Source organism: Aureimonas flava (assembly GCF_003583935.1).
GTDB lineage: Bacteria > Pseudomonadota > Alphaproteobacteria > Rhizobiales > Rhizobiaceae > Aureimonas > Aureimonas flava.
In genome coordinates, this window is the sequence record NZ_QYRN01000005.1 from 65,309 (window position 1) to 91,484 (window position 26,176).

The 26,176-nt window shown below is 72.3% G+C and carries 26 protein-coding genes; 20 read left to right on the top strand and 6 right to left on the bottom strand.

Annotated features, from left to right (window positions below):
- Positions 1 to 3 precede the first annotated feature (3 nt).
- Together D3218_RS10140 and D3218_RS10145 are read left to right on the top strand one after the other, a co-directional pair.
- On the top strand, positions 4 to 285 hold the full coding sequence (locus tag D3218_RS10140) for an integration host factor subunit beta (protein ID WP_119539966.1): 282 nt from the start codon (positions 4 to 6) through the stop codon (positions 283 to 285).
- Positions 286 to 436: 151 nt separating this feature from the next.
- Positions 437 to 835, top strand: coding sequence for a lipopolysaccharide assembly protein LapA domain-containing protein (locus tag D3218_RS10145; protein ID WP_119539967.1), 399 nt, complete (start codon positions 437 to 439; stop codon positions 833 to 835).
- A gap of 1 nt (position 836) precedes the next feature.
- Here D3218_RS10145 and D3218_RS10150 read toward each other — a convergent pair whose 3' ends face one another.
- Positions 837 to 1,310 (bottom strand): SRPBCC family protein, encoded by a 474-nt coding sequence (locus D3218_RS10150; RefSeq protein WP_119539968.1) that lies wholly within the window; start codon positions 1,308 to 1,310, stop codon positions 837 to 839.
- Positions 1,311 to 1,427: 117 nt separating this feature from the next.
- Here D3218_RS10150 and D3218_RS10155 point away from each other — a divergent pair, with 117 nt between their 5' ends.
- The 4 genes from D3218_RS10155 (at position 1,428) to olsB (ending at position 4,974) form a co-directional block, all read left to right on the top strand.
- On the top strand, positions 1,428 to 2,564 hold the full coding sequence (locus D3218_RS10155) for an RsmD family RNA methyltransferase (RefSeq protein ID WP_245414999.1): 1,137 nt from the start codon (positions 1,428 to 1,430) through the stop codon (positions 2,562 to 2,564).
- On the top strand, positions 2,549 to 3,415 hold the full coding sequence (locus tag D3218_RS10160; RefSeq protein ID WP_119539970.1) for a TrmH family RNA methyltransferase: 867 nt from the start codon (positions 2,549 to 2,551) through the stop codon (positions 3,413 to 3,415). Before D3218_RS10155 ends, D3218_RS10160 begins: the two co-directional genes overlap by 16 nt.
- Positions 3,412 to 3,912, top strand: a complete 501-nt coding sequence (lspA, locus tag D3218_RS10165; RefSeq protein WP_119539971.1) for a signal peptidase II — start codon at positions 3,412 to 3,414, stop codon at positions 3,910 to 3,912. The genes D3218_RS10160 and lspA overlap by 4 nt, the downstream gene beginning before the upstream one ends.
- Positions 3,913 to 4,053: 141 nt before the next feature.
- Positions 4,054 to 4,974 carry a l-ornithine N(alpha)-acyltransferase gene (gene olsB, locus D3218_RS10170; protein ID WP_119539972.1) on the top strand — a complete coding sequence of 307 codons (921 nt, stop codon included), beginning with the start codon at positions 4,054 to 4,056 and terminating at the stop codon, positions 4,972 to 4,974.
- A 52-nt stretch (positions 4,975 to 5,026) separates the two neighbouring features.
- Here olsB and D3218_RS10175 read toward each other — a convergent pair whose 3' ends face one another.
- Entirely contained in the window at positions 5,027 to 5,341 is a 315-nt protein-coding gene (locus D3218_RS10175; RefSeq protein ID WP_168990477.1) for a DUF1236 domain-containing protein, read from the bottom strand.
- Between the two features lie 310 nt (positions 5,342 to 5,651).
- On the opposite strand from D3218_RS10175, the gene mutS reads away from it, so the two are divergent.
- From mutS to murJ, 4 genes are all read left to right on the top strand, one after another.
- Positions 5,652 to 8,312 (top strand): DNA mismatch repair protein MutS, encoded by a 2,661-nt coding sequence (gene mutS / locus D3218_RS10180; protein WP_119540274.1) that lies wholly within the window; start codon positions 5,652 to 5,654, stop codon positions 8,310 to 8,312.
- 55 nt (positions 8,313 to 8,367) lie between these two features.
- Positions 8,368 to 9,282, top strand: a complete 915-nt coding sequence (locus D3218_RS10185; RefSeq protein WP_280959967.1) for an SDR family oxidoreductase — start codon at positions 8,368 to 8,370, stop codon at positions 9,280 to 9,282.
- A gap of 141 nt (positions 9,283 to 9,423) precedes the next feature.
- Entirely contained in the window at positions 9,424 to 12,291 is a 2,868-nt protein-coding gene (locus tag D3218_RS10190) for a [protein-PII] uridylyltransferase (RefSeq protein WP_119539975.1), read from the top strand.
- Positions 12,288 to 13,898: a murein biosynthesis integral membrane protein MurJ gene (murJ, locus tag D3218_RS10195; RefSeq protein WP_119539976.1), complete on the top strand. Its 1,611-nt coding sequence runs from the start codon at positions 12,288 to 12,290 to the stop codon at positions 13,896 to 13,898. Before D3218_RS10190 ends, murJ begins: the two co-directional genes overlap by 4 nt.
- 19 nt (positions 13,899 to 13,917) lie before the next feature.
- Here murJ and D3218_RS10200 read toward each other — a convergent pair whose 3' ends face one another.
- Complete coding sequence (locus D3218_RS10200) at positions 13,918 to 14,472, bottom strand: DUF3597 domain-containing protein (protein ID WP_119539977.1); 555 nt, start codon at positions 14,470 to 14,472, stop codon at positions 13,918 to 13,920.
- Positions 14,473 to 14,647: 175 nt separating this feature from the next.
- Here D3218_RS10200 and trpS point away from each other — a divergent pair, with 175 nt between their 5' ends.
- Together trpS and D3218_RS10210 are read left to right on the top strand one after the other, a co-directional pair.
- Complete coding sequence (trpS, locus tag D3218_RS10205) at positions 14,648 to 15,715, top strand: tryptophan--tRNA ligase (protein ID WP_119539978.1); 1,068 nt, start codon at positions 14,648 to 14,650, stop codon at positions 15,713 to 15,715.
- Positions 15,716 to 15,774: 59 nt separating this feature from the next.
- Positions 15,775 to 16,266: a universal stress protein gene (locus D3218_RS10210; protein ID WP_119539979.1), complete on the top strand. Its 492-nt coding sequence runs from the start codon at positions 15,775 to 15,777 to the stop codon at positions 16,264 to 16,266.
- A 13-nt stretch (positions 16,267 to 16,279) separates the two neighbouring features.
- Here D3218_RS10210 and bluB read toward each other — a convergent pair whose 3' ends face one another.
- From bluB to D3218_RS10225, 3 genes are read right to left on the bottom strand one after another with little or no spacing between them, the layout of a single operon-like run.
- Positions 16,280 to 16,906 carry a 5,6-dimethylbenzimidazole synthase gene (bluB, locus tag D3218_RS10215; protein ID WP_119539980.1) on the bottom strand — a complete coding sequence of 209 codons (627 nt, stop codon included), beginning with the start codon at positions 16,904 to 16,906 and terminating at the stop codon, positions 16,280 to 16,282.
- A 41-nt stretch (positions 16,907 to 16,947) separates the two neighbouring features.
- A complete protein-coding gene (locus D3218_RS10220) occupies positions 16,948 to 18,384 on the bottom strand; it encodes a sensor histidine kinase (RefSeq protein WP_119539981.1) in 1,437 nt (478 codons plus the stop codon).
- Positions 18,381 to 19,055 (bottom strand): response regulator transcription factor, encoded by a 675-nt coding sequence (locus D3218_RS10225; RefSeq protein WP_119539982.1) that lies wholly within the window; start codon positions 19,053 to 19,055, stop codon positions 18,381 to 18,383. Before D3218_RS10225 ends, D3218_RS10220 begins: the two co-directional genes overlap by 4 nt.
- 140 nt (positions 19,056 to 19,195) lie before the next feature.
- Here D3218_RS10225 and D3218_RS10230 point away from each other — a divergent pair, with 140 nt between their 5' ends.
- The 8 genes from D3218_RS10230 to ybeY all read left to right on the top strand — a co-directional run bounded on the left by D3218_RS10230 (position 19,196) and on the right by ybeY (position 26,171).
- A complete protein-coding gene (locus tag D3218_RS10230) occupies positions 19,196 to 20,083 on the top strand; it encodes a hypothetical protein (RefSeq protein ID WP_119539983.1) in 888 nt (295 codons plus the stop codon).
- Positions 20,084 to 20,242: 159 nt separating this feature from the next.
- Positions 20,243 to 20,824 carry a NifU family protein gene (locus tag D3218_RS10235; RefSeq protein ID WP_119539984.1) on the top strand — a complete coding sequence of 194 codons (582 nt, stop codon included), beginning with the start codon at positions 20,243 to 20,245 and terminating at the stop codon, positions 20,822 to 20,824.
- Positions 20,825 to 20,841: 17 nt separating this feature from the next.
- On the top strand, positions 20,842 to 21,546 hold the full coding sequence (gene tsaB, locus D3218_RS10240) for a tRNA (adenosine(37)-N6)-threonylcarbamoyltransferase complex dimerization subunit type 1 TsaB (protein ID WP_119539985.1): 705 nt from the start codon (positions 20,842 to 20,844) through the stop codon (positions 21,544 to 21,546).
- Positions 21,547 to 21,608: 62 nt separating this feature from the next.
- The gene (locus D3218_RS10245; RefSeq protein ID WP_119539986.1) at positions 21,609 to 22,133 is read left to right on the top strand and encodes a GNAT family N-acetyltransferase; all 525 of its coding nucleotides are present in this window, start codon (positions 21,609 to 21,611) and stop codon (positions 22,131 to 22,133) included.
- A gap of 49 nt (positions 22,134 to 22,182) precedes the next feature.
- Positions 22,183 to 22,977, top strand: a complete 795-nt coding sequence (gene olsA / locus D3218_RS10250; RefSeq protein ID WP_483458054.1) for a lyso-ornithine lipid O-acyltransferase — start codon at positions 22,183 to 22,185, stop codon at positions 22,975 to 22,977.
- A gap of 175 nt (positions 22,978 to 23,152) precedes the next feature.
- Positions 23,153 to 24,586, top strand: a complete 1,434-nt coding sequence (gene miaB / locus D3218_RS10255; protein WP_119539987.1) for a tRNA (N6-isopentenyl adenosine(37)-C2)-methylthiotransferase MiaB — start codon at positions 23,153 to 23,155, stop codon at positions 24,584 to 24,586.
- A complete protein-coding gene (locus tag D3218_RS10260; protein WP_119539988.1) occupies positions 24,583 to 25,617 on the top strand; it encodes a PhoH family protein in 1,035 nt (344 codons plus the stop codon). Before miaB ends, D3218_RS10260 begins: the two co-directional genes overlap by 4 nt.
- Positions 25,614 to 26,171 (top strand): rRNA maturation RNase YbeY, encoded by a 558-nt coding sequence (gene ybeY / locus D3218_RS10265; RefSeq protein ID WP_119539989.1) that lies wholly within the window; start codon positions 25,614 to 25,616, stop codon positions 26,169 to 26,171. Before D3218_RS10260 ends, ybeY begins: the two co-directional genes overlap by 4 nt.
- Positions 26,172 to 26,176: the final 5 nt, after the last annotated feature.

Below are 26,176 nucleotides of genomic sequence, written 5' to 3' on the forward strand. Positions count from 1 at the left end.
ATCGTGATCAAGTCCGAGCTCGTGCAGATCATCGCCGGCCGCAACCCGCATCTCTACCAGCGGGACGTCGAGACCATCGTCAACGCGATCTTCGACGAGATCACCCAGGCGTTGTGCGAGGGAAACCGGGTCGAGCTGCGCGGCTTCGGCGCCTTCTCGGTCAAGAACCGTCCGCCGCGCGCCGGCCGCAACCCGCGCACCGGCGAGGCGGTCGAGGTGGAGGAGAAGTGGGTGCCCTTCTTCAAGACCGGCAAGGAACTGCGCGAGCGGCTGAACGACGCCTGAGCCGTCGCTCCGGGCCGGCCGGGAGCGGCCGCGAGGCACGGATCGCCGATTGACGCGGGCCGCGCCCTCCATACCTAGTTCCGAAGCCTGGGAATCAGGCGTCCGGCCGGGCGGCTTCCGTGCCTCCCGCGCCCCTCAAGACGGACGGACCATGATCTCGAAGATCCTCACCCTCCTCGTGCTCGGGCCGCTGGCGATCCTGCTCGTGGTCTTCTGCGTCGCCAACCGGGCGCCCGTGCCCGTGTCGCTCGACCCGATCGGCACCATTCCGCAGTTCGTCTACCAGGTGCCGCTCTTCGTGCTGCTGACCGGGGCGGTGATCCTGGGCCTGCTGCTCGGCGGCCTCGGAACCTGGGTCACCCAGCGCCACTACCGTGCCCGGGCGGCGCGGCGCGGCAACGAGGTGGAGAACTTGCGCCACGAGGTGGAGGTCTCGCACGAGCGCCTACGCCGCCTGCGCGAGGAGCAGGCCCGCGCCGCCTCGGCCGGGCCCGCGCTCGCCGCGCCCGGCGAGGCGCGGCCGGCGCTGTCCGGTCCGGCCGCCGCCTGATTCAGGCGTCCTGCGCCGCCTCGGCGGCAAGGGGCTCGCCGCCGACGCGGGCGGCCAGGTTGTCGAAGAACTGGCCGGCCAGCTTCCTGGCCGAGCCGTCCACCAGCCGGCCGCCGAGCTGGGCGATCTTGCCGCCGACCTGCGCGTCCACCGTGTAGGTGAGCACCGTCTCCGCGCCTTCGTCGGCCAGATGCACGTCGGCGCCGCCCGAGGCGAAACCGGCGATGCCGCCCTTGCCCTCGCCGACGATCGAGTAGCTCACCGGCGGCACGATGTTCTCGAGGCGCACCTGGCCCGTGAAGGTCGCCTTCACCGGTCCGACCTTGGCCACCACCGTGGCCGCCATCTCGTTGTCGCCCGTGACCTCCAGCGCCTGGCAGCCGGGAATGCACGCCTTGAGAACCGCCGGGTCGTTGAGCATCGCCCAGACCGTCTCGCGCGGCGCGGGCAGGCGGTATTCGCCCTTCAGATCCATGTCCTGTCCTCCCTCTCGGCCCGGGGGCCGGCAGGCGGGAAGAATGGTCCGCGCCGCGCGCTTTGCCAAGCCGGTGCGGTTTGCCGGATGCCCCTGCGATACGCTATGAGCCGCGGCATGAGGAACCACAGATCCAAGGGGCCGTCCAAGGGTTCGGGCAGGCCCGCCCGGCACGAGCGCCCGCAGCCGGGTCCCGGCGCGCCCGCCGGCGCGAAGGCGCGGCCGCCGACCCCCGCGAACCCGCCGGCGCCCGAAACGCCGCCCGCCCGGCGCGACAGCGTCGAGGAGATCGCGCGCGAGAACCGGCGCGACCGGCCGCCGGTGGAATGGCCGCAAGGGGCGCGCCCCGGCTTCCGCGCGCCGGTGATCCTCGAGGTCGAGCCCGGCGCCGACTACGCGCTCCTCGACTCGGGCGACGGCGAGAAGCTGGAGCGATACGGCCCGCTCTCGATCCGCCGCCCGGAGAACCAGGCGATCTGGCCGCGCCGCCTGCCGGCCGCGCTCTGGGAGGGCGCCGACGCCGTGTTCACCGGCGACACGGACGAGGAGGGCACCGGCCGTTGGCGCTTCCCCCGCGAGCCCCTCGGCGAGACCTGGCCGATGCGCCAGGACGGGCTGCCCTATCTCGGCCGCTTCACCTCGTTCCGCCACGTCGGCGTGTTTCCCGAGCAGGCCGTCCACTGGCGCTTCATGACCGACGCGATCAGCCGCGAGCTGGCCAATTCGGGGCGTCCGGTGCGCGTGCTCAACCTGTTCGGCTACACCGGCCTCGCCTCGCTCCTGGCGGCGCGCGCCGGCGCCGAGGTGACGCATGTCGACGCCTCCAAGCGGGCCATCGGCTGGGCGCGCGAGAACGCCGAGCTGGCGGGCCTTTCGGACAGGCCGATCCGCTGGATCTGCGAGGACGCCGTGCGCTACGCCGAGCGCGAGGCACGGCGCGGCTCGGCCTACGAGATCGTGCTGCTGGACCCGCCGAAGTTCGGCCGCGGCCCCAAGGGCGAGGTCTGGCAGCTCTTCGAGGACTTGCCCCACCTCCTGGTGCTGATGCGCCGGCTCCTGTCGGACCGCCCGCTGGCCCTGGTGCTCACCGCCTATTCCATCCGCTCCTCGTTCTATTCGCTCTCCGCCCTGATGGGCGAGGCGATGCGCGGGCTGGGCGGCACGGTGGAATCGGGCGAACTCGTCATCAGGGAGGAGGGCGCCGACGCCCGCCTCCTGTCCACCTCGCTCTTTTCCAGATGGGTGTCCGCTTGACCGACCGCGAAGCCCCCCGCCGCCCGGCCACCGTCGCTCCCGGCCGCGTGAAGGAGGTGACCAGCGTCTCCAACCCGATCGTCAAGGACATCCGCAACCTCGCGCTCAAGAAGCATCGCGAGGAGACCGGGCTGTTCCTGGCCGAAGGGCTGAAGCTCGTGATCGACGCGCTGGACGCCGGCTGGACCATCGACACGCTTGTCGCCGCCAGGACCCAGCTCCATTCCGACCTCCTCTCCAAGACCGCCGCGCGCACCGTGGCGGCCGGGGCGGACGTCCTGGAGGCGAGCGACAAGGTGCTGGCGGCCATCTCGCGCCGCGACAATCCGCAGAGCGCCATCGGCGTGTTCCGGCAGCGGACGCAGCGCCTCGATCGGATCGATCTCGGTCGCGACGGGCTCCTGGTCGTGCTCGACCGGGTGCGCGATCCCGGCAATCTAGGCACCATTCTGCGCACCGCCGACGCGGCGGGCGCCCGGGGCGTGGTGCTGGTGGGAGAGAGCGTCGACCCGTTCTCGCTGGAGGCGGTGCGCGCAACGATGGGCTCGATCTTCGCCATGCCTGTGGCGCGGGTCGACGAGGCCGGTTTCCTCGCCTTCCGCAAGGGGTTCTCCGGGCTGGTGGTGGGCACGCACATGCGCGGCGAGACCGACTTCCGAAAGCCCGCCTACGGTGCCGGGCCGACGCTGCTGCTGATGGGCAACGAGCAGGCCGGGCTGACGGACGCGCTGGCGGGGGCCTGCGATACGCTGGTGCGCATTCCCCAGGTCGGGCGGGCCGACAGCCTGAACCTCGCCGTCGCCACCGGGCTGATGATCTTCGAGGCGCGGCGCGGGAGCCTGGTTCTGTGAAGGCCCGTCTCCTCTCCGCCCTGTCCGTGGTCGCCGTGGCCGTGGGGCTCGATCAGGCGATCAAGCATCTGGTGGTCGCCACGATGGGGCTGGGCGAAGCGATCGAGCTCCTGCCGTTCCTGGCCCTGTTCCACGCCCGCAACGAGGGCATCGCCTTCTCCATGCTGGACGGGTTCCACGGGCTGGGCCTTGCCGCGATCTCGCTGGTGGTGCTCGGCTTCATCGGCTGGCTCTGGTGGAACACGCCGGCCGACCGCCGGCTCACCCAGTTCGGCTTCGCGATCATCGTGGGCGGGGCGATCGGCAACCTGATCGATCGCGTCACGCTCGGCTATGTCGTGGACTACGTCCTGTTCCACACGCCGGTCTGGAGCTTCGCGGTGTTCAACCTAGCCGACGCCTTCATCTCGGTGGGCGCGGCGCTGATCCTGCTCGACGAGTTCGTGCTGCACAGGAAGAAGCGACGGGCCGACGGACGGGAGCCTGCGGACGGTTGACGCGTTCGTGAAAGGGGCGGAAACAGGAGCCGGACGGTCCCGGCGGATCGGGGCGGCGACACGTCCGCTCGTCACGAAACCGTCGCCCCCGTCCGCTAATCGGATGGCGCCGAGCCGTTTCGATCGTCCGCAGGAGACGCCATGCTGGGATTTGCCGCCACCGTGAGCCCGCGCACCGCCCGAACGGGCGAGCCCCTGGCCAAGCGCGTGCTGTCGCTCATCCCGTCCGCTCCGCGCGGCTTCGCGGCGCCCCTGGATCCGCGCGCGCCGGTTCTCGGGCGGCTCGGGGGGCTGGAGGTGCGCCTGGCGCGCACCCGGGCGGAGATCCGCGCGGCGCAGGAGCTGCGCTTCCGCGTCTTCTACGAGGAGATGGCCGCCAAGCCCTCGCCGCTCCAGAAGATGACCCGGCGCGACGCCGACGGCTTCGACCGCTTCTGCGACCATCTCCTGGTGTTCGACCGCGCCAGGGCGGGTGAGGGCGCGGACCAGATCGTGGGCACCTATCGTCTGCTGCGCCAGAGCGCGGCGGGGCGCTCGCCGGGTTTCTACACGGCCGGCGAGTTCGAGATCGACCGGCTGGTGGCGCGCCACCCCGGCCTGCGGTTCCTGGAGCTCGGTCGCTCCTGCGTCCTGCCGGACTATCGCGGCAAGCGGACGGTGGAACTCCTGTGGCAGGGCATCTGGGCCTATGTCCTCCGCCACCGGATCGACGTTCTCTTCGGCTGCGCCTCGCTCGCCGGGACCGACCCCTCGAAGCTGTCCGACGCGCTGGCGCTGATGCGCGACAGCGCCCCGGCGCCCGCCGAGTGGCGCGTGCGGGCGGTGGCCGGGCGGCGCACGACGCTGGCTCCCGGCGTGGTCTGCGCCGATCCCAAGCGCGCGCTCGGCGCGCTGCCGCCGCTCCTGAAGGGCTACCTGCGGATCGGCGGCTATGTCGGCGAGGACGCGGTGGTGGACCACCAGTTCGGCACCACCGACGTGCTCGTGGTGCTGCCCGTTTCTCGCATCAACCCGCGCTATGTCAGCCACTACGGGGCCGACGCCGGACGCTTCGCCGCCTGAGGCCGTCGTCCCGCGAGGCGGCCGGGAGGGGCTCCCGGCCAGCCGGGCCGCTTCAGTGGTCCACGCGCACCACGGAGCGCGTGCGCAGGTCCACCAGGACCGGGCGCCCGTCGAAGTAGAAGTAGCCGTAGTCCTGGTCGCCCTCGACGCGCGACAGGTCCACCGCCTGCGGCACCGAGGCGCCGAGCGTGGGCGCCGCGCGGAGCGACGCGTCCGCCTGCGGATGGTCCACCGCGTACTGGTAGACGTTCACGCGCTCCTGCGCGCTCTGCGCCGCCGCCGTGCCCGCCACGCCTGCCAGAAGCAGCGCCACGAGCGCCACGCCGCCATTCCTGCCGATCCGCGCCATTCTGCTGATCACCGTCATCGCCTTTCCTCGCGCCCGCGGATGGGATCGCCGCGGTTCGAGCAAACATCGCCTTCGCCGTCCCCTGTCAGCCGTCGTCGACGGAATCATGGACGGTCTCGAAGGTCAGTCTCACATGCGGACATTGAATGCCGGATGAACGGTCGGCGTTCCATGGCGAATCCTGGGGACGGCAACAGGCCGGGCGCTTCCGCCGGGCGCCGCGCGCCGCTATCCATGCCCCATGCTGGAGATCCCGCGACCCGACCGAGAGCTTCGACGGGCCCCCGACGCCGGAGCCGGCGCCGCGGGCGACGCCGCGCCGACGCCGATGATGGCGCAGTTCCTGGAGATCAAGGCGGCCCATGCCGACTGCCTCCTGTTCTACCGGATGGGCGACTTCTACGAGCTGTTCTTCGACGACGCGGTGGAGGCTTCGGCGGCGCTCGGCATCACCCTGACGAAGCGCGGCAAGCACCTGGGCGCCGACATTCCGATGGCCGGCGTGCCGGTGGTCTCCGCCGACGACTATCTCCAGAAGCTGATCGCGCGGGGCTTCCGCGTGGCGGTCTGCGAGCAGGTCGAGGACCCGGCCGAGGCGAAGAAGCGCGGCTCGAAGTCGGTGGTCCGGCGCGACGTCGTGCGCCTCGTCACGCCCGGCACGATCACCGAGGAAACGCTGCTCGAGCCCGGCCGGCCGAACTATCTGATGTGCCTGGCGCGCGTCGGCGGCGCGGCGGGCGCCTACGCGATCGCCTGGGCGGACCTCTCCACCGGCCTGTTCCGCATCGCGCCGAGCAGCGCCGAGGCGATCGCCGCCGACATCATGGCCATGGAGCCGTCGGAAGTGGTCGTGGCCGACACGCTGGTGGCCGACGAGGCGCTGGCGCCGCTCGTCATGCGCCTCGGGCGCCGCCTGCGCCTCGAGCCGGCCGTGCTGTTCGACGGCACCACCGCCGCCGAGCGCCTGTGCCGCTTCTTCGGCGTCTCCACGCTGGACGGGTTCGGCGCGTTCGGGCGGGCCGAGACGGCGGCCGGCGCGGCGCTCCTGGCCTATCTGGCGCGCACGCAGCTCAAGGCGCATCCGCCGCTGTCGCCGCCGCGCCGCGTAGAGGCCGGGTCCTACCTGCGCATCGATCCGGCGACCCGCGCGAGCCTGGAGCTGACGCGCACCGTCGCCGGCAAGCGCCAGGGCTCGCTTTTGGGCGCCATAGACCGCTGCCTCACCGGCGCGGGCGCGCGCCTCCTGGGGGCCCGCCTCGCCCTGCCGCTGACCGACCCGGCGGCGATCCACGCGCGCCAGGACAGCGTGGCGCTGCTGGCGGCCGACGCGGGGCTGCGCCGGCGCCTGCGCGAGGGCCTGCGGGGCCTGCCGGACATCGACCGCGCCCTGTCGCGCCTCGGGCTCGACCGGGGCGGCCCGCGGGATCTCGGCGCCCTCGGCGAGGGGCTGCGCCGCGCCGGGACGATCGCGGACGCGCTGGCCGGTGCCGCGCTGGAGCCGGAGCTCGCCGAGGCGGCGGCGGCCCTGGCCGGGCGCCCCGCCGACCTCGTCGCGCGCCTGTCCGCCACCTTGGCGGACGACCTGCCGCTCCAGCGCCGCGACGGCGGCTTCGTGCGCGCCGGCGCCAGCGCCGAGCTCGACGAGACGCGCGCCCTGCGCGACCATTCGCGCCGGGTGGTGGCCGAGCTCCAGGCCCGCTACGCCGCCGAGACCGGCATCCGCTCCCTGAAGGTCAAGCACAACAACGTGCTCGGCTATTTCGTGGAGGTGCCCGAGGCGCAGGGCCCGGCCCTTCTGGCCGGCGGCGCCTTCCATCACCGCCAGACCCTCGCTTCGGCCATGCGCTTCTCGACGCCCGAGCTCGCCGACCTCGAGGCGCGGATCACCGAGGCGGGCGCCAAGGCGCTGGCAATCGAGCTTGCCGTCTTCGCCGAGCTGCGCGAGGCGGTGCTCGCGGCGCTCGACGCGATCCGCCGGGTCGGCGAGGCGCTGGCCGTGATCGACGTCTCGGCAGGGCTCGCCGACCTTGCCGTCTCCGCCGGCTGGGTGCGCCCGGTGGTGGACGGCTCGCTGGCCTTCTTCGTGGAGTGCGGGCGGCATCCGGTGGTGGAGGCGGCGCTCAAGGCCGCCGGCGGCCAGTCCTTCGTGGCCAACGACTGCGACCTGTCGCCGCCGGACGCCTCCGGCGCGGTGGCGGGCGGCAAGGCGGCGGCGGCCGGCGCGATCTGGCTCATCACCGGTCCCAACATGGGCGGCAAGTCCACCTTCCTGCGCCAGAACGCGCTGATCGCGGTGCTGGCCCAGATCGGCGCCTTCGTGCCCGCCACCAAGGCCCGCATCGGCGTCGTCGACCGGCTGTTCAGCCGCGTCGGCGCCTCGGACGACCTGGCCGAAGGGCGCTCGACCTTCATGGTGGAGATGGTCGAGACCGCCGCGATCCTCAACCAGGCGAGCGAGCGCACGCTGGTGGTGCTGGACGAGATCGGGCGCGGCACCTCGACCTACGACGGACTGTCGATCGCCTTCGCCGCCGTGGAGCACCTGCACGAGGTGAACCGCTGCCGCGCCCTGTTCGCCACCCATTTCCACGAGATGACGGCCCTGGCCGGCCGGCTCAAGCGGCTGCGCAACGCCACGGTGCGCGTCAAGGAATGGGAGGGCGAGGTGATCTTCCTGCACGAGGTGACGGCCGGCGTCGCCGACCGGTCCTACGGCGTGCAGGTCGCGCGCCTCGCCGGCCTGCCGCCGGCCGTGGTGGAGCGGGCGCGCGAGATCCTGTCGGAGCTCGAACGATCGGAGCAGGGCGAGAAGCGCACCGCCTTCCTGGACGACCTGCCGCTGTTCCGGCAGGCCGCCAAGGCCACGCCGCCCGCGGCCCCGTCCCCGGCGCTGGAAGGGCTCGCGGCGCTCGACCCGGACGCCATGACGCCGCGCGAGGCACTGGAGGCGCTGTATCGCCTGAAGGGTCTCCTGGCCGACCGGCGCTGACCGGCGGGCCGCCGTGCTTGCCCGGCCACGCTTTGCGGGCAGGCGCGCGGGAACGGTGCCGGCTTTCGCGCCTTCCTTCGCCGGACGGGCCGCCCCGTGCGGCCGGCAGAAGGAGACGAACCCGATGACGAACTTTCCCCCCCAGCACCAGGACCACGAACCCGGCCGCGAGCACGATATGACGCCGCGCCCCGACTACGAGCCCCGCTTCCCCGGCTCCGGCCGCCTCCAGGGCAAGGCCGCGATCGTCACGGGCGGCGACTCGGGCATCGGCCGCGCGACGGCCGTTCTGTTCGCGCGCGAGGGCGCCGACGTCGCGATCGTCTACCTGGAAGAGGACCGGGACGCCGAGGAGACCAAGGCCGCGATCGAGAAGGAAGGCCGCAAAGCGCTCCTGATCCGCGGCGACGTGCGCTCCAAGGCCTTCTGCCGGGAGGCCGTCGACAAGGCCGCGGACGCGTTCGGCAAGCTCGACATCCTGGTCAACAACGCCGCCCACCAGGAGGAGGCGGAGGACCTGCGCGACATCACCGAGGCCCAGCTCGCCAAGACCTTCGAGACCAACATCTACGGCTATTTCTACATGACGCAGGCCGCGCTGGACCACCTCCAGCCGGGTTCGGCGATCGTCAACGTCACCTCGGTCAACTCCTACAAGGGCAACGACACGCTGATCGACTATTCCTCCACAAAGGGGGCCATCACCGCCTTCACGCGCTCCATGGCCTCCAACCTCGTGGACAAGGGCATCCGCGTGAACGGCGTCGCGCCCGGCCCGATCTGGACGCCCTTCATCCCCATGTCGATGGACCCGGAGAAGGTCGCGAACTTCGGTTCGCAGGTGCCGATGAAGCGCGCCGGCCAGCCCAACGAGGTGGCCTCGGCGCTCCTGTTCCTCGCCTCGGAGGACGGGTCCTACTTCACCGGCCAGGTGATGCACCCGAACGGCGGCGCCATCGTCGGCGCCTGAGCCGGTCGGCGCCCGCGGCCTCTTCGCGGCGCAACCTTTTGTCAGGGCCGCTCGCCCATGCTAGAGCGCCGCCGTCGGACCGGCGGGTTCCTCCGGACCCGTCGTGCCGACGGCGGCGTGCGCCGGCATGAGGCAGTCCCGATGAGCGTTTCCCAGAAGCCCGGCATCCGTTTCGCGGCGCGTCACCCGACCGACGGCGAGGATCTGCGCCTCCCCGAGATCATCGACCCGCACGCGCTGCGCGCCGCGCTCTGGGCGCTCGTTCCCTCCGAGAAGCCGGGGAGCTGCGCGACGCCGGAGGTGCGCGCCCAGGTGCTAGCGGTCCTGAAGGCCTACAACGCTGCGGGCCGCAAGGCGGCCGAGGCGATGCTGTTCGCCGACGGCGGCGGCCTCCTGTGCGCCCAGCGCATCTCGGCGCTCCAGGACGAGCTGATCCGCGCCATCCACGACTTCGCCCTCCAGCACAGGTTCGCCGCGCCCAACCTGTCGTCGGGCGAGCGCATGGCGATCCTGGCGGTCGGCGGCTACGGGCGGGGCACGCTGGCGCCCGGTTCCGACATCGACCTCCTGTTCCTCCTGCCCTACAAACAGACCGCGCTCGGCGAGCAGGTCGCCGAATACCTCCTCTATCTTCTCTGGGATCTCGGCCTGAAGGTCGGCCACGCCACGCGCTCGGTGGAGGAGAGCGTGCGCCTGTCGGAGACGGACTTCACCATCCGCACCGCGATCCTGGAGCGGCGCCTCGTCTGCGGCGACGCCGAGCTCTTCGCCGAGCTCGGCCGGCGCTTCGACGCCGAGGTGGTGGAGGGGACGGGCCGCGCCTTCATCGCCGCCAAGCTGGCCGAGCGCGACGCGCGCCATGCCAAGGGCGGCGACACGCGCTACCTGGTCGAGCCGAACGTCAAGGAGGGCAAGGGAGGCCTGCGCGACCTCCACACCCTGTTCTGGATCGCCAAGGACCATTACCGCGTCGACACGCGCGACGCGCTGGTCGCCGCCGGCGTCTTCTCCCGGCGCGAGGGGCAGATCTTCGGCAAGGCCGAGGACTTCCTCTGGGCCGTGCGCTGCCACATGCACTTCCTGACCGGCAAGGCCGAGGAGCGCCTGTCCTTCGACCTCCAGCCCGAGATCGCCGCCCGGCTCGGCTACAACACCCATCCCGGCCTGACCGACGTCGAGCGCTTCATGAAGCACTACTTCCTGATCGCCAAGGACGTCGGCGACCTGACGGGCATCTTCTGCGCCGCCCTGGAGGAGGAGAAGGCCAAGGACGCGCCGGGCATCCGCGGCTTCGTGCGCTCGCTGCGCCGCCGCTCCCGCCAGATTCCCGGCACGCTCGCCTTCCTGATCGACAACGGCCGCATCACGGTGGCCGACCGGCACGTCTTCGCGCAGGACCCGGTCAACCTGCTGCGGATCTTCAAGCTCGCCGCCGTGCACCGGCTGGAATACCATCCCGACGCCCTGAAGCTGGTCCGCCGCTCGCTGCGCCTGATCGACGAGGCGCTGCGCCGCAACCCGGAAGCCAACTCGCTCTTCATCGACGTCCTGACCGACCGCGAGGATCCGGCCTTCCATCTGCGCCGGATGAACGAGGCGGGCGTGCTCGCACGCTTCGTGCCCGACTTCGGCAAGATCGTCGCGATGATGCAGTTCAACATGTACCACCACTACACGGTGGACGAGCATCTCCTGCGCTCCATCGCCGAGCTGTCACGGCTCGAGCGGGGCAATCTCGGCGGCGAGCTGCCGGTGACCAGCGGCTTCGTCTCCACGATCCGCGACCGCGTGCCGCTCTACGTCGCGCTGCTCCTGCACGACATCGCCAAGGGGCGGCCGGAGGACCATTCGGTGGCGGGCGCGCGCATCGCCGAGGCGCTGTGCCCGCGCTTCGGCCTCGACGCCGGCGAGACCGAGCTGGTCGCCTGGCTGGTGCGCGACCATCTCGTGATGTCCATGGTGGCGCAGCAGCGCGACCTCAACGACCGCAAGACGATCCGCGACTTCGCCGCGCGCGTCCAGACGCTGGACCGGCTGAAGCTCCTGACGATCCTCACCGTGTGCGACATACGGGCGGTGGGCCCGGGCGTCTGGAACGGCTGGAAGGGCCAGCTCATCCGCACCCTCTACGCCGAGACCGAGCCGATGCTCACGGGCGGCTATTCCGAATCCTCGCGCGAGCAGCGCACGCAGGCCGCCAAGGCCGAGCTGCGAGGACGGCTTTCCGAGTGGACGCCCGAAGCGCGCGAGACGGCGGTGGACCACCACTACCAGAACTACTTCCTGTCGGTGCCGCTCGACGACCAGGTGCTGCATGCCGAGTTCGTGCGCGACGCCGACGCCGCCGGGCGCGGCTTCGCGTCCGTGGCCCGCACCGACCGATTCCGGGGTATGACGGAGATCACCGTGCTCGCGCCCGATCATCCGCGCCTCCTGTCGCTGATCGCCGGCGGCTGCGCCTCCACGGGCGCCAACATCGCCGACGCGCAGATCTTCACCATGACCGACGGACGCGCGCTGGACGTGGTCACGCTGAACCGGGAGTTCGCGGAGGACGCGGACGAGCTGCGCCGTGCCGAGCGGATCGCGCGGACCATCGAGGGGCTGCTCGACGGGCGCGAGGCGATCCCCGCCCTGATCGCGCGTCGCCGCGCGCCGCGCACCAGCCCGTCCTTCGCCTTTCCGCCCCGTATCGACATCCACAACGAACTGTCCAACCGGCTCACCGTCCTGGAGGTCGAGGGCCTCGACCGGCCGGGGCTTCTGGCCGACCTCACCGGCGCGATCTCCGACCTGTCGCTCGACATCCGCTCGGCCCACATCTCGACCTACGGCGAGAAGGTGGTGGACGTCTTCTACGTCACCGACCTCCTGGGCATGAAGGTGACGGGCGAGGGGCGGGGCGAGCGCATCCGCCGCCGCCTGCTGGCCGTGTTCGAGGACCCGGACGGCGAGCTGACCTCGCCCTCCGCCAAGCCGTCGCCGGTGGCCTTCGGGATGGTCCCGTGAGCCTTCTTAAGAAGTTCGCCACCGTGGGGGGCGCGACGCTGGTGAGCCGCGTCTTCGGCTTCACCCGCGAGATGATGATGGCCTCCGCGCTCGGCATCGGGCCGGTGGCGGACGCGTTCAACCTCGCCTTCCGCTTTCCCAACCTGTTCCGGCGCCTTTTCGCGGAAGGGGCGTTCAACGCCGCCTTCATCCCGCTCTTCGCCCGTTCGCTGGAGGAGGAGGGGGAGGTGGGCGCCCGGCGCTTCGCCTCCGAGATCTTCGCCACCCTGTTCGTGGTGCTGACGGGCCTCACCGTGGTGGCAATGATCTTCATGCCCTTCCTGGTGAAGACGATCATCGCGCCGGGCCTCGCGGCCTGTATCGACGACCCGGAAACGCTGCGGCAGCAGCTCTCCTGCGAGGACCGCTTCGGCATCACCGTCGCCTTCTCGCGCATCATGTTCCCGTATCTCGCCTGCATGTCGCTGATGGCGATGGTGTCGGGCATCCTCAACGCCTTCCGCCGCTTCTTCGCCGCGGCGGCCGCGCCGACGCTGCTCAATTTCGTGCTGATCGGCGTCCTCGCCTATGCCTGGTGGCAGGCGGCCGATCAGCGCACGATCGGCTTCCTGATGAGCTGGGGCGTGCTGGCGGCGGGCGTCGGCCAGCTCCTCATGGTGACGCTCGCAATGCGCATGGCCGGCTTCTCCGTGTCGCTCGGGCGCCCGCGCTGGACGCTTGGCCTCAGGCGGCTCCTGGTGCTGGCCGGTCCGGCCGCGCTGATCGGCGGCATCACGCAGATCAACCTCTTCGTCGGCCAGGCGATCGCCTCCTACCAGCCCGGCGCGGTGTCGATCCTGACCTATGCCGACCGCCCCTATCAGCTTCCGCTCGGCATGGTGGGCGTCGCCATCGGCGTCGTGCTCCTGCCCGAGCTCGCCCGCGCCCTCAAGGCCGGGCGGCTGGAGGAGGCGCAGCACACCCAGAACCGCAGCCTCGAATTCGCGCTGTTCCTCACCGTGCCGGCGGCGGTCGCGCTGTTCGTGATGCCCGAGCCGATCATCCGCCTGATCTACGAGCGCGGCGCCTTCGGGCCGGACACGACCGAGAAGGTCGCGGCCGTGCTCGGCCTCTACGCGCTGGGCCTGCCGGCCTTCGTGCTCATCAAGGTGTTCTCGCCCGGCTACTTCGCGCGCGAGAACACCCGGACGCCGATGATCGTCACCGGCGTGTCGGCGCTGGCCAACACGGTGCTCTCCTTCGTGCTGTTCTGGTTCTACGCCGAGCGCGGCATCGCCCTGGCGACCACGCTGGCCGGCTGGATCAACGCGTGGCTTCTGTTCGAGGGGCTGCGCCGGCAGGGGCTGTGGCACGTGGACGGCAAGCTCCTGCGCCGCGCCGCCCTCGTGCTCCTCTCGGCGGCGCTGATGGGCGTCGCGCTGCTGGCGATGCTGGAGGCGCTGGACCGCTGGATGGGGGCGGACCCCAACGTCATCCACCAGTCGCTCGCGGTGCTGGCGCTGGCGGGTGTGGCGATGCTGATCTACTTCGCGCTGGCCTTCGCCACCGGTGCGGCGGACCGGGCGCTGGTGCTCAAGCTCGTGAAGCGGAGGCGGGAGGCACGCTGACGCCGCCCGCCCGCGCTCCTCAATCGCGAAGCTCGGCCGGAACCGTGCCGCCGTTGGCGGCGAGCTTGGTCATCACCTGCCGGTGCAGCCACGTGTTCATCGCGGCCGAATCGTCGTGGTCGCCCGTGTATCCGAGTTCCCCGGCTAGCTCCTTGCGGGCCGCAAGGCTCGAGTCGAGATCGAGAAGCTTCAGGAGATCGACGATCGAGCGGCGCCAGTCCAGCGTCTGGCCCGCGTCCTTCGCCTTGCCGTCGAGAATCGCGGCGACGTCCACCGAACCCGCCGGCGCGGATGCCGGCATGGACGAGGCGCCCGGCGTGGTGGCGGTGGGCGCCGATGCGCCCGCGGTCGCCGGCGCGGCCGCGCCGGAGCTGCCGGGCGCTCCCGCCGCGGGAGCCGTGATCTGGGGGCTGGGCGTCGGCTCCTGGCCCGCGGGTGCCGCGGTGCCGCCGAGGCTGGTGGAGGCCGGTGTCGCGGCGGGCCCGGTGCCGGCCTGCGGCGTGGCCTCCGCCGCCGGCGTTTCGGCATGGGCCGAGCCGAAGATCTTGGATTTGATGCGGTCGAAGAAGCTCATGGCGGGTCTCCTGCGGTTCGGTTCAACCGCCGGGATGCGGCGGGTGTGGAGGGGAGACGCCAGGGTTGTGCACCTGGTTCCCGGACGCGCCCGAGGCGCGTCTTGCGGCGCGCCGCCCGCTTCGCCATAAGCGCCCGATCGGCCGTCCCGGCCGCATGCCCTTCGGAGCTGTCCCATGGCCGCGTTCCAGCCGCTCGTGTTTTCCGGCGTCCAGCCCACCGGAAACCTCCATCTCGGCAACTATCTCGGCGCCATCCGGCGCTGGGTGGCGCTGCAGGACGCCTATCCCTGCCTGTTCTGCGTGGTGGATCTGCACGCCATCACCGTGTGGCAGGAGCCGGCCGAGCTGGAGCGCTGCATCCGCGAGCTGGCCGCCGCCTTCATCGCCAGCGGCATCGACGCCGACAAGCACATCCTGTTCAACCAGAGCCGCGTGCCGGAGCATGCCGAGCTCGCCTGGATCTTCAACTGCGTCGCCCGGCTCGGCTGGATGAACCGCATGACCCAGTTCAAGGACAAGGCCGGCAAGGACCGCGAGAACGCCTCGCTCGGTCTCCTGGCCTATCCGAGCCTGATGGCCGCCGACATCCTGGCCTATCGCGCGACGCTGGTGCCGGTCGGCGAGGACCAGAAGCAGCACCTGGAGCTGACGCGCGACATTGCGGCGAAGTTCAACCACGACTTCTCCGAGCGCATCGCCGAGAAGGGGCTCGGCCACCCGATCGCGATGGGCGAAGAGACCGTGCAGGGCTTCTTCCCGCTCACCGACCCGCTGATCGAGGGGCCGGCGACGCGCGTCATGAGCCTCAAGGACGGCTCGAAGAAGATGTCGAAGTCCGACCCGTCCGACCTGTCGCGCATCAACCTCTCCGACGAGGCGGACACGATCGCCAAGAAGATCCGCAAGGCCAAGACCGACCCCGACGCGCTGCCGTCCGAGGCGGCGGGCCTCGCGGGCCGGCCGGAGGCCGACAACCTCGTCGGCATCTTCGCCGCGCTGGACGGCCGCTCCAAGGCCGACGTCCTCGCCGAATACGGCGGGCGCCCCTTCTCCGAGTTCAAGCCGGCGCTCGCCGACCTCGCCGTGGCCAAGCTCGCGCCGATCGCCACCGAGATGCGCCGCATCCTCGATGATCCCGCCGAGATCGACCGCACGCTGCGCCACGGCGCCGAGCGCGCGCGCGCCATCGCCAGCCGCACGCTCGGCGACGTCAAGTCCATCGTCGGCCTGCTCAACGGGTAGCGCCGGGGCGGCCTGCCGGCCCGCTTGCCGCTCCGGCGGCGGGCTGTCATGGTCGCGCGATGGTATCGAAGCGACTCGGGCGGGGCGAAGGCGGCCGCCGCAAGTTCCTGGCTGTGATCGACGAGACGCCCGAATGCGGGCGTGCGGCGGCCTACGCGGCGCGCCGCGCCAAGGCCTCGGGCGGCGTGGTGGTGTTTCTCTACGTGATCGACGCGGCCGACTTCCAGCAATGGCTGGGGGTCGGCGAGATCATGCGCGCCGAAGCCATGGAGGAGGCGGAGACGCGCATGGCGCGGGTCACCGACGACTTGCGCGAGGCGGTGGGCCTGGAGCCCGAGACGCTGGTGCGCGAGGGCAAGACCGTGGACGAGATCCGCGCCCTGATCGAAGCCGACCGCGAGATCGCGATCCTGGTGCTGGCCGCGAGCGACTCGGCCGAGGGACCCGGGCCGCTGGTCTCGGCCGTGGCGGGCTCCGGCTCGGCCTTCCCGATCCCCGTGACCATCGTGCCCGCGACGCTCAGCGACGAGGACATCGAGAGCCTCTGCTGACCGGCCGGCGCGCTCAGCGCCGCAGGATCACGGCCGGGCGCCGACGCTCCCATCCCCGGCGCTCGAGTTCGGGCACGTCGTCCTCCCTCTCGGGCAGGCCGAGGCAGAGATAGGCGACGAAGCGCCAGTCCGCCGGCACGTCGAGGGCGGCGCGGATCTCGGCCGGATCGAGGATCGACACCCAGCCGAGACCGATGCCGTCGGCGCACGCCGCCAGCCACAGCGTGTGGATCGCCAGCACGGCCGAATAGTCGAGCGTCTCGGGCATGGTGTGGCGGCCGAGCCCATGGCCCTGCGCCGGATCGGCGACGCTGAACACGGCGACGTGCACCGGCGCCCGGTCGAGGCCGGCGAGCTTCAGCCCGGCATAGGCCGCCCGGCGCTCCGGCTGCGCGGCGGCCAGCGCCTCGGCGTTGCAGCGACGGAAGCTGGCCCGGACCGCTTCGCGCCGGGCGGGATCCTCCACCAGCACCAGCCGCGTCGGCTGGCTGAGGCCGACCGATGGCGCCAGGGCAGTCAGCCGCAGGAGATGCGCCACCCGGTCGGCGGGCAGCGGATCGAGGCGAAACCGGCGCACGTCGCGGCGCAGGCGCAGGAGGGTCTCCAGGGCGGCGAGGGCGCGGGGCGGCAGGTCTTCCATCCGCCTCCTGTGTCACCGCGCGCGGACCGGGGGAAGCCCCCTCAGGCCGCCGGCGCCGAGAGCGGCAGCGCGAGCCGCGCCTCCAGCCCGCCCTCCGGCGCGCGGCCGAGCGCGAGGCTGCCGCCGTAGAGCCCCGCGATCTCGGCGGTGATGGGCAGGCCGAAACCGTGGCCGGGCCGCGTCTCGTCGAGGCGGCGGCCGGGCTGGACCACGGCGTCGATCTCCGTCTCGGAAAGCCCCGGCCCGTCGTCGGCGATGCGTGCCACGGCCTGCGTGCCGTGCTGCGTGGTTTCGAGCACCACGCGGGCGCGGGCGTGGCGGCAGGCGTTGTCGAGGAGGTTGCCCAGCATCTCGTCGAGGTCCTCCCGGTCCACGGCGACGAAGAGGCCCGGCGCCAGCGCGGTTTCGAGGCGAACGCGGGGGTCAAACTTGGCGAGCGTCGCCGCCAGGTCCTCGCCGTGGCGGGCAAGGTCCGTGCGCTGGCGCACCGGCCCGCCGAGCGCGGCCGTGCGCGCGCGGCGCAGGTGGTGGCGCACCCGCCGGTCCATCAGCGCCGCGAGATCCAGGAGGCGGGCGCGGGTCTCGGGCTCGGGCAGGCGCTCGGCGGCGGCCGAAAGGGTGGCGAGCGGCGTCTTCAGGCCGTGCGCGAGGTTGGCGACATGCAGGCGGGACTGGCGCAGGTTGGCGGCATCCTGCTCGATCAGGGCGTTGAGCTCGCGCTGGAGCGGCTCGAGCTCGGCCGGGTATCGCCCCTCCACCGTCTCGCGCTCGCCCGAGCGCACGCGGGCGAGCGCCGTGCGCAGGGCGTCGAGCGGCTTCAGGCCGAAGCGCACCTGCGCGAAGATGGCGGCGACGAGCAGCGCGCCGAGGCCGGTCAGCGTGGCCGCCACCTGGAGCGTGACGTCGCGCAAGGGGCCGTCGATCGTCCCACGCGGGGCGGCCGCCAGGATGCGCGCCTCGCGTCCGCCGGGCAGGTCGACCTCCTGCTCGCGCAGCACCAGCGCCTCGCCGTCGGGGCCGAGGCCCGTGAGGAGCCGGTTCGGGCCGCCGCCGAGCCTCGGCGCGTCCTCGCGCAGGTCGAGCGCGCGCCCGCGCAGCGAACGCGAACGGGCGAGGATCCGGTCCTCCAGCTCGACCTGCCAGAACCAGTCGCCGCGCGGCCGGTCGAAGGGCGCGCCGTCGACCTCCGCCAGAGCGCGCGCCAGCGCCGGGGCCGGCGGCTCGGGCGGGCGTCGCCCGCGCCCCGGCCCCTCGCGCGGCGGGGCGTCGGGGGGCGGGGGGCTCAGCAGGGCGGCCTGGAGCGCGGCGATCTGCAGGTCGAGCCGGCCCGCCACCTCGCCGCGCACGAACCGCTCCAGCACGGTGCCGATCAGCAGCCCGGTGAGCAGCACGGCGGCCAGCACGAACAGCGCGGCCGAGAGCGTCAGCCGCGCCCGCAGCGACAGGTCGCGAAGGGATCGCGGGGGGCGAAGACTCATCCGGCCGCCGCCTCGCCGGCAGTGAGCCGGTAGCCGAGGCCGCGCACGGTCTCGATCATGGCGTGGCCGATCTTGCGGCGCAGGCGGGCGATGATGACCTCGACGGAGTTCGAATCGACCTCCGCGTCTCCCTCGTAGACGCGCTCGATCAGGTCGGCGCGCGGCACCACGATCTCCTTGCGCAGCATCAGGCAGGACAGGACGCGCCATTCCAGCGCGGTGAGCTTCAGCGGCAGGCCGTCGCGCTCGAACGTGCCGACCTGCGCGTCGAACACCAGGGAACCGCAGGCGAGGCGCGCGTCGGCATGGCCGCGCGCGCGGCGCACCAGCGCGCGCAGGCGCATCACCAGTTCCTCCACCCGGAAGGGCTTCACCAGATAGTCGTCGGCGCCGGCCTTGAAGCCCTGCACCTTGTCGCTCCACCCGTCGCGGGCGGTGAGGATGAGGACCGGCAGGTCGCGCTTGGCTTCGCGCCAGCCGCGCAGCACCTCGATGCCGCCGAGGCCCGGCAGGCCGAGGTCGAGCACCGCCGCGTCGAACAGTTCGGTGTCGCCCAGATGCAAGCCGTCGACGCCGTTGTCGGCGTGGTCCACGGCGAAGTTCTCGGCCCGCAGCGCCGCCGCGATCTCGCTCGCCAGGCCTGTGTCGTCCTCGACCAGAAGCACGCGCATGAGAGGTCTCGTGTCCTTGGAACCGCCGGGCCCGCACTAGTCGGGCCGCCTGAACGGAACCTGAACCGCGCGGTTCAGGAGGGGTTTCGATGCGACGGGTAGAAGGGGCGTCATCCGCAACCGACAAGGACCTGTCGATCATGACAACCCATTCTTCCCGTTCCCTCAAGCGTCGCCTCGGCATCGCCGCGCTCGTCCTGCCGCTTCTGGCCGGCTCGACCCTGGCCTTCGCGCAAGGCGCCCCGGCCGGCGCCCCGGCTGGTGCACCGCCGGCGCCGCGCTCGGCCACCGTGGGCGAGCTGCGCGACATGAACGACCTGCGCCTCGAGGGGAAGGTCGCCGAGGTGTTCGGCAACCGCTTCGTGCTGGAGGACGCGACCGGCCGCGCGCTCGTGGAGCTCGGCCCCCGCGGCGCGCGCGGCGACCTCGTCAAGGTCGGCGACACCGTCTCGGTGGACGGCCGCTTCGAGCGCGGCCAGGTCGACGCCCGTTCGATCAGCGTCGGCGGCGGCGAGCGCGTCGCCCTGGAGCGTCCGCGCCCCGAGCGCGACGGGCCGCGTGGACCCGGGCGGGGTCCTGGCCGTGACGGTCCTCGCCATGGTCCGCGCGGCGAGGACGGCCCGCCGCCGCCGCCGCCGCACGAGGAGCGCGCCGGACGCGGCTGGTTCGGCGGCGGCGTGGACGAGGCGGCGGCCACCAAGGCGCTGACCGACGCCGGCTACACCGAGGTGACGCTGACCGACACCAAGCGCCACCATGCCGAGTTCACCGCCAAGGACGCGGACGGCCGGATGTGGGAGATCAAGGTGGACGACGACAACCGGATCGACGAGCGCGAGCCCTATGCCGCGCCGCTCGGCGAGGACGCCGCCCGCGCCGCGATCGAACGCCTCGGCTACACCTATGGCGGCGACTACGAGGTGATGAAGGACCATGTCGAGGCCGACGCCAAGGACGCCTCGGGCCGCGACATGCGCATCGAGCTGAACGCCGACGGCTCGCTCCGCAAGGAGCGCTTCGAGGGCTGAACGGCGCGCCGGACGAGACGGGAAGGGGGCGGCGCGTCGGCGCCGCCCCTTTTCGCGCCGGGCGGTCCCCGAGCGTCCGCGCCCCGTTGCTTGCGGCGCGGGCGCGTGGCGACTATCTGGAACGGAAAGAATTTTCCGCCGCTGAACCGAGGCGCGCCCATGTTCATCCAGACCGAATCGACCCCCAATCCCCAGACCCTGAAGTTCCTGCCGGGGCGTGTGGTCCTGGAAAACGGCACCGCCGAGTTCCTGGACCCCGCCGACGCCGCCGCCCGCTCGCGGCTCGCCGCCAAGCTCATGGGCATCGACGGCGTGCGCAGCGTGTTCTTCGGCTACGACTTCGTCACCGTCACCAAGGACGACACCGGCTGGCAGCATCTGAAGCCCGCGATCCTCGCCGGGCTGATGGAGCATTTCCTGTCGGGCGAGCCGGTGATGGCGGCGGGGGCCGGCGGCACCGCGCCGCCCGACGATTCGGGCGAGGAGTTCTTCGAGGCGGGCGACGAGGAGGTGGTCTCGACCATCAAGGAACTGCTCGAGACGCGCGTGCGCCCGGCGGTCGCCCAGGATGGCGGCGACATCACCTTCCGCGGCTTCCGCGACGGCGTGGTGTTCCTCAACATGCGCGGCTCCTGCGCCGGCTGCCCGTCCTCCACCGCCACGCTGAAGCACGGCATCGAGAACCTCCTGCGCCACTTCGTGCCGGAGGTCGAGGCCGTGGAGGCGATGGAAGCGGCCTGACCCGGCGGGCATCGGACATGGCGGGCGGCCTTCTCCTGGCGATCGACACGGCGGGCGAGCGATGCTCGGCGGCGGTGCTGCGCCTTGCCGACGGCGCCATCCTCGCGGCCGTGGATCCGGTGGTCGGACGCGGCCACGCCGAGGTGCTGATGGACACGGTGGCCGAGGCGCTGGAGACGGCCGGCGCGGGCTGGGGCGAGATCGTCCGGCTCGGGGTCGGCATCGGCCCCGGTTCGTTCACCGGCATCCGCGTCGCCGTGGCGGCCGCTCGCGGGTTCGAGCTGTCGCTCGGCGTCGCCAGCGTCGGCGTCACCACCTTGGAGGCTCAGGCCGAGCCGTTCTGGGCCGAGGCACCGGTGCTGGCCGTGCACGACGCGCGGCGCGGCGAGGTCTATGCCGCCCTGTTCGATCGGGGCGGCGCTCCGCTGTCCGAGCCCGAGGCCCTGGTGCCCGGGGCGCTCGCCGCGCTGGCGCGGCGCGCCTCGGCGCCGGTCCGGCTCGTCGGCTCCGGGTCCGGCATCGCGGCCGAGGCGCTTGGGCTGGATGCCGCCCGCATCGACGATACCGAAGGCAGCGCGCCGATCCGCTCGCTGGCGCGCATCGCCGCCCGCCGCGCCGTCGCCGCGCCGCCGCTTCCGCTCTATCTGAGGGGGGCGGACGCGAAGGCGCAGGCGCCGTCCGGCCTTCGCGCGGCGCCTTGGACAGGCACCGTTAATCCTTGAGGCTGATAGTCGCGGACGGCCGGCGGTTCCGGTCCGGTCGCGATCCGCGGGAGGAGGAGGGCATGTACTGGTATCTGCCGTGGGCCTGGACGCTGTCCTTCTGGGAGGGCCTCGTCGCGCCGGCCGACCATGTCGCCGAGCCCTTGGGGCCGGACGACGTGGAATGGGCCGCCGCGCTCCATAGCCAGGCCTTCTCGCAGCCCTGGTCGGGCGACGAGTTCGCCGCGCTCCTGTCGCAGGCGGGCACCTTCGGCTACGTGGTGCGCCGGACCGGGCAGGTCCGCCCCGTGGGCGTGGTGCTGGCACGCCTCGCCGCCGACGAGGCGGAGATCCTGACGATCGTCGTCGACAGGGTGGCTCGCGGCAAGGGCTTCGGCCGCCTCCTGATGGACAACGTGCTCCAGCATCTCCACGCCGAACGCGCCGCCTCGCTGTTCCTGGAGGTCGAGGAGACCAACGCGCCGGCCCTGCGGCTCTATCGCCACCTGCGCTTCGAGGAGGTGGGGCGGCGCCCGGCCTACTACGTCGGTCCCGACGGCCAGCGCCAGAACGCCCTCGTCCTGAAGCGGACCCTTGGCCCTCGCTGAGGGCGCGGACGACGCGGCGCGGCGCGCGCAGCCGGGCGGCGCCGATCCGGTGGCGCGGCTGCGTCTGGCGGCCGTCGCGGCCGTGCTGGCGCTGATGACGCTGGTTCTGGCGCCCTTGCAACTCGTCGCGATCCGCTTCGGCTGGCGGCTCGCCGCATGGCTGCCCTTCCTGTGGCAGCGCGTGGCCGTGCGCGTCGCGGGCCTCAGGGTACACCTGCGCGGCGCCCCCGCCACCGGTCGGCCGCTGCTCCTCGTGTCCAACCACCAGTCCTGGGCCGACATCATGGCGCTGGGCTCGGTGATGCCGCTCTCCTTCATCGCCAAGTCCGACGTCGAGGGCTGGCCGGTCTTCGGCCTCCTGGCGCGGCTGCAGCGCACCGTGTTCGTGGAGCGCAACGCGCGCGGGCGTACGGGCGCACAGGCCGATTCCATCGCCGCGCGGCTCGGCGCGGGCGACGCGATGGTGCTGTTCGCCGAAGGCACGACCTCGGACGGCAACGGCGTCTTGCCGTTCAAGACGGCGCTGTTCGGCGCCGCGCAGGCCGCGCTGCGGGCCTCGCGCGCGCAGGCGGTGCTCGTGCAGCCGGTCTCCATCGCCTATGTCGGCGCCAACGGCATGGTGCTCGGCCGCTTCGGGCGCCCGCTCGCCGCCTGGCCCGGCGACGTCGCGCTGATGCCGCACCTCAGCGCCTTTCTGCGCGAGGGGGCGGTGGACGTCGAGATCTCGTTCGGCGCGCCGATCCGGTTCGAACCGGGCAGCGACCGCAAGGCAATGGCGCGCGCCTGCGAGGTCGAGGTGCGCCGGATGCTGCGCGCCAGCCTCGGCTTTCCCGGCGACGGCTGAGCGTTCCGGGCGGGCGTTGCGCGAAAACGTCGCTTGCGTCCGGGGGGCTGCCGGTCGATATAGGAGGGAGAAGGGCCGGGCCGGCGGCGGTTGCGCGGCGGTGCGGCGAAGTCGAGGACTTGCGCATGGGGTCCGTCCGGCCGTCAGGAGACGGGGCGGAGCCCGCAAAGGACGCATGGACACACCGTACGAACGAACGCGGGGCGAACGCAAGGTCTTCATCAAGACCTATGGCTGCCAGATGAACGTCTACGACTCGCAGCGGATGGGCGACGCGCTGGAGCGTGACGGCTATGTGCAGACCGAGGCGATCGAGGACGCCGATCTCGTGCTCCTCAACACCTGCCACATCCGCGAGAAAGCCGCCGAGAAGATCTATTCCGAGCTCGGACGCATCCGCGTGCTTAAGAGCGAGCGCGCGGCCGAGGGGCGGGACCTGCGCGTCGGCGTGACCGGCTGCGTGGCGCAGGCCGAGGGCGCCGAGATCATCGAGCGCGCGCCGGTGGTGGACCTCGTGGTCGGCCCGCAGACCTACCATCGCCTGCCCGAGGCGCTGGCCCGCGTCGCCCGGGGCGAGCGCGTGGTGGAGACGGACTACGCCGTCGAGGACAAGTTCGACCACCTGCCGAAGTCCGGCCGCGCCGCGATCGCCAGGCGGGGCGTGACCGCCTTCCTCACCGTGCAGGAGGGTTGCGACAAGTTCTGCACCTTCTGCGTCGTGCCCTACACGCGAGGCTCCGAGGTCTCCCGTCCGTTCGCCGCGGTGATGGACGAGGCGCGCCGCCTCGCCGAGGCCGGCGTGCGCGAGGTGACGCTGCTCGGGCAGAACGTCAACGCCTGGGCGGGCACCGACGCCGCCGGCCGGCCGATCGGCCTCGGCGGGCTCCTGCGCGCGCTGGCCGACGTGCCGGGCCTGGCGCGCCTGCGCTACACGACATCCCATCCGCGCGACATGGACGACGACCTGATCGACGCCCATCGCACCTTGCGCGCCCTGATGCCCTACCTGCACCTGCCCGTGCAGTCGGGCTCGGACGCGATCCTCAAGGCGATGAACCGGCGACATAAGGCGGCGGACTATCTCGCGCTTCTCGACCGCATCCGCGAGGCGCGCCCCGACATCGCGCTGTCGGGCGACTTCATCGTCGGCTTTCCCGGCGAGACCGACGCCGACTTCGAGGCGACGCTCGATCTCGTGCGCGCCGTGCGCTACGCGGCGGCCTACACGTTCAAGTATTCGCCGCGTCCCGGCACGCCGGGCGCCGCGATGGACGGCCACGTGCCGGAAGACGTCAAGACCGAGCGTCTCGACCGTCTCCAGGCGCTGATCCGCGAGCAGCAGGTCGCCTTCCAGGATTCCTTCGTCGGGCGCGACACCGAGGTTCTGATCGAGAAGCCGGGGCGCCATCCCGGCCAGATGATCGGCCGCTCGCCCTTCCTCCTGCCCGTGGTGGTGCCCGCCTCGGCGGGCGCGGTGGGCGACATCGTCACCGTGCGCGTCGCCGACACCCGCCCCAATTCCCTGATGGCCGCCGGCGCCGAGCCGGTTCTTTCGGCCCCGATGCTTGCCGCCGGCGGCGCGGAGCCCGAGTTGAGGAAGATCGCATGAAGGCAGCGCGCGGCATGCTTCCGGCCTCCGGCGCCTCGGACATGGCCCATATCGTGCTGACCTTCGACGACAACCGGCTGGCGAGCGCCCTGTTCGGGCAGTTCGACGAGCATCTGGCGATGATCGAGCAGAAGCTGTCGGTGGACGCGCGGGCACGGGGCAACAAGGTGGAGCTGCGGGGCGACCCGGTGGCCGCCGAGCAGGCGCGGCGCGCGCTGGACATCCTCTATGCCCGGCTCCAGTCCGGCCACGAGCTGCAGGTCTCGGACGTCGAGGGCGCGATCCGCATGGCGGTGGCGCAGGACGACCAGCTCGTGCTGCCGACCCTGGAGAAGAAGGGCCGTCTGGCGCTCGCCCAGATCTCCACCCGCAAGAAGACGATCTACGCCCGCACGCCGACGCAGGACGCCTACATGCGCGCCATGGAGCGCGCCGAGCTGGTGTTCGGCATCGGCCCGGCCGGCACGGGCAAGACCTATCTGGCCGTCGCCCACGCCGCCCAGCTCCTGGAGCGCGGCCAGGTCGAGCGCATCATCCTGTCGCGCCCGGCCGTGGAGGCCGGCGAGCGCCTCGGCTTCCTGCCGGGCGACATGAAGGACAAGGTCGATCCCTACCTGCGCCCGCTCTACGACGCGCTCTACGACATGATGCCGGCCGAGAAGGTGGAGCGCGCCATCGCGGCCGGCGCCATCGAGATCGCGCCGCTGGCCTTCATGCGCGGGCGAACGCTCGCCAACGCGGCGGTGATCCTCGACGAGGCGCAGAACACCACCTCGATGCAGATGAAGATGTTCCTGACGCGCCTGGGCGAGAACGCCCGCATGGTGGTGACGGGCGACCCGTCGCAGATCGACCTGCCCACCGGCGTGAAGTCGGGCCTCGTGGAGGCGCTGCGGGTGCTGGAGGGCGTGTCGAGCATCGTCTCGGTGCGCTTCGAGGCGAAGGACGTCGTGCGCCACCGCTTGGTGCAGGCGATCGTGGAGGCCTACGAGGCCGACGCGACCGACGCCCGCGCCAAGACCGCGCCATGAGCGAGGGGCGATCTCCCGGCGCGGCCCGCACGGGGCCGCGCATCCTCCTGTCAGTGGAGGACGATGGCTGGGCGGCGCTGCTGTCGCGCCCGGCCGAGGACATGGTCCGCGAGGCGGTCTTCGCCGCGGCGGGCGGGGCGGGCCTCGCGCCCGACGTCGAGACCGAGGTCTCCGTCACCCTGTCGGACGACGAGGACGTGCGCGCCCTGAACGCCGAATGGCGCGGCAAGGACAAGCCCACCAACATCCTCTCCTTTCCCATGATGCCGCTGCAGCCGGGCGACCGGCCGGGACCGATGCTCGGCGACCTGATCCTCGCGCGGCAGACGCTCGCCCGCGAGGCGGCGGACGAGGGCAAGGCGCCCGACGACCATTTCCGTCATCTCCTGGTGCACGGCGTCCTGCATCTTCTGGGCCACGACCACGAGACCGACCGCGACGCCGAGGCCATGGAGGCGCTCGAGATCGGGATCCTCGCCGGGCTCGGCATCGCGGACCCCTATGCCGACGCGCCCGACGCGCCGGAACGCCATTCTGGAAGGGACCCTTGGTGAACCAC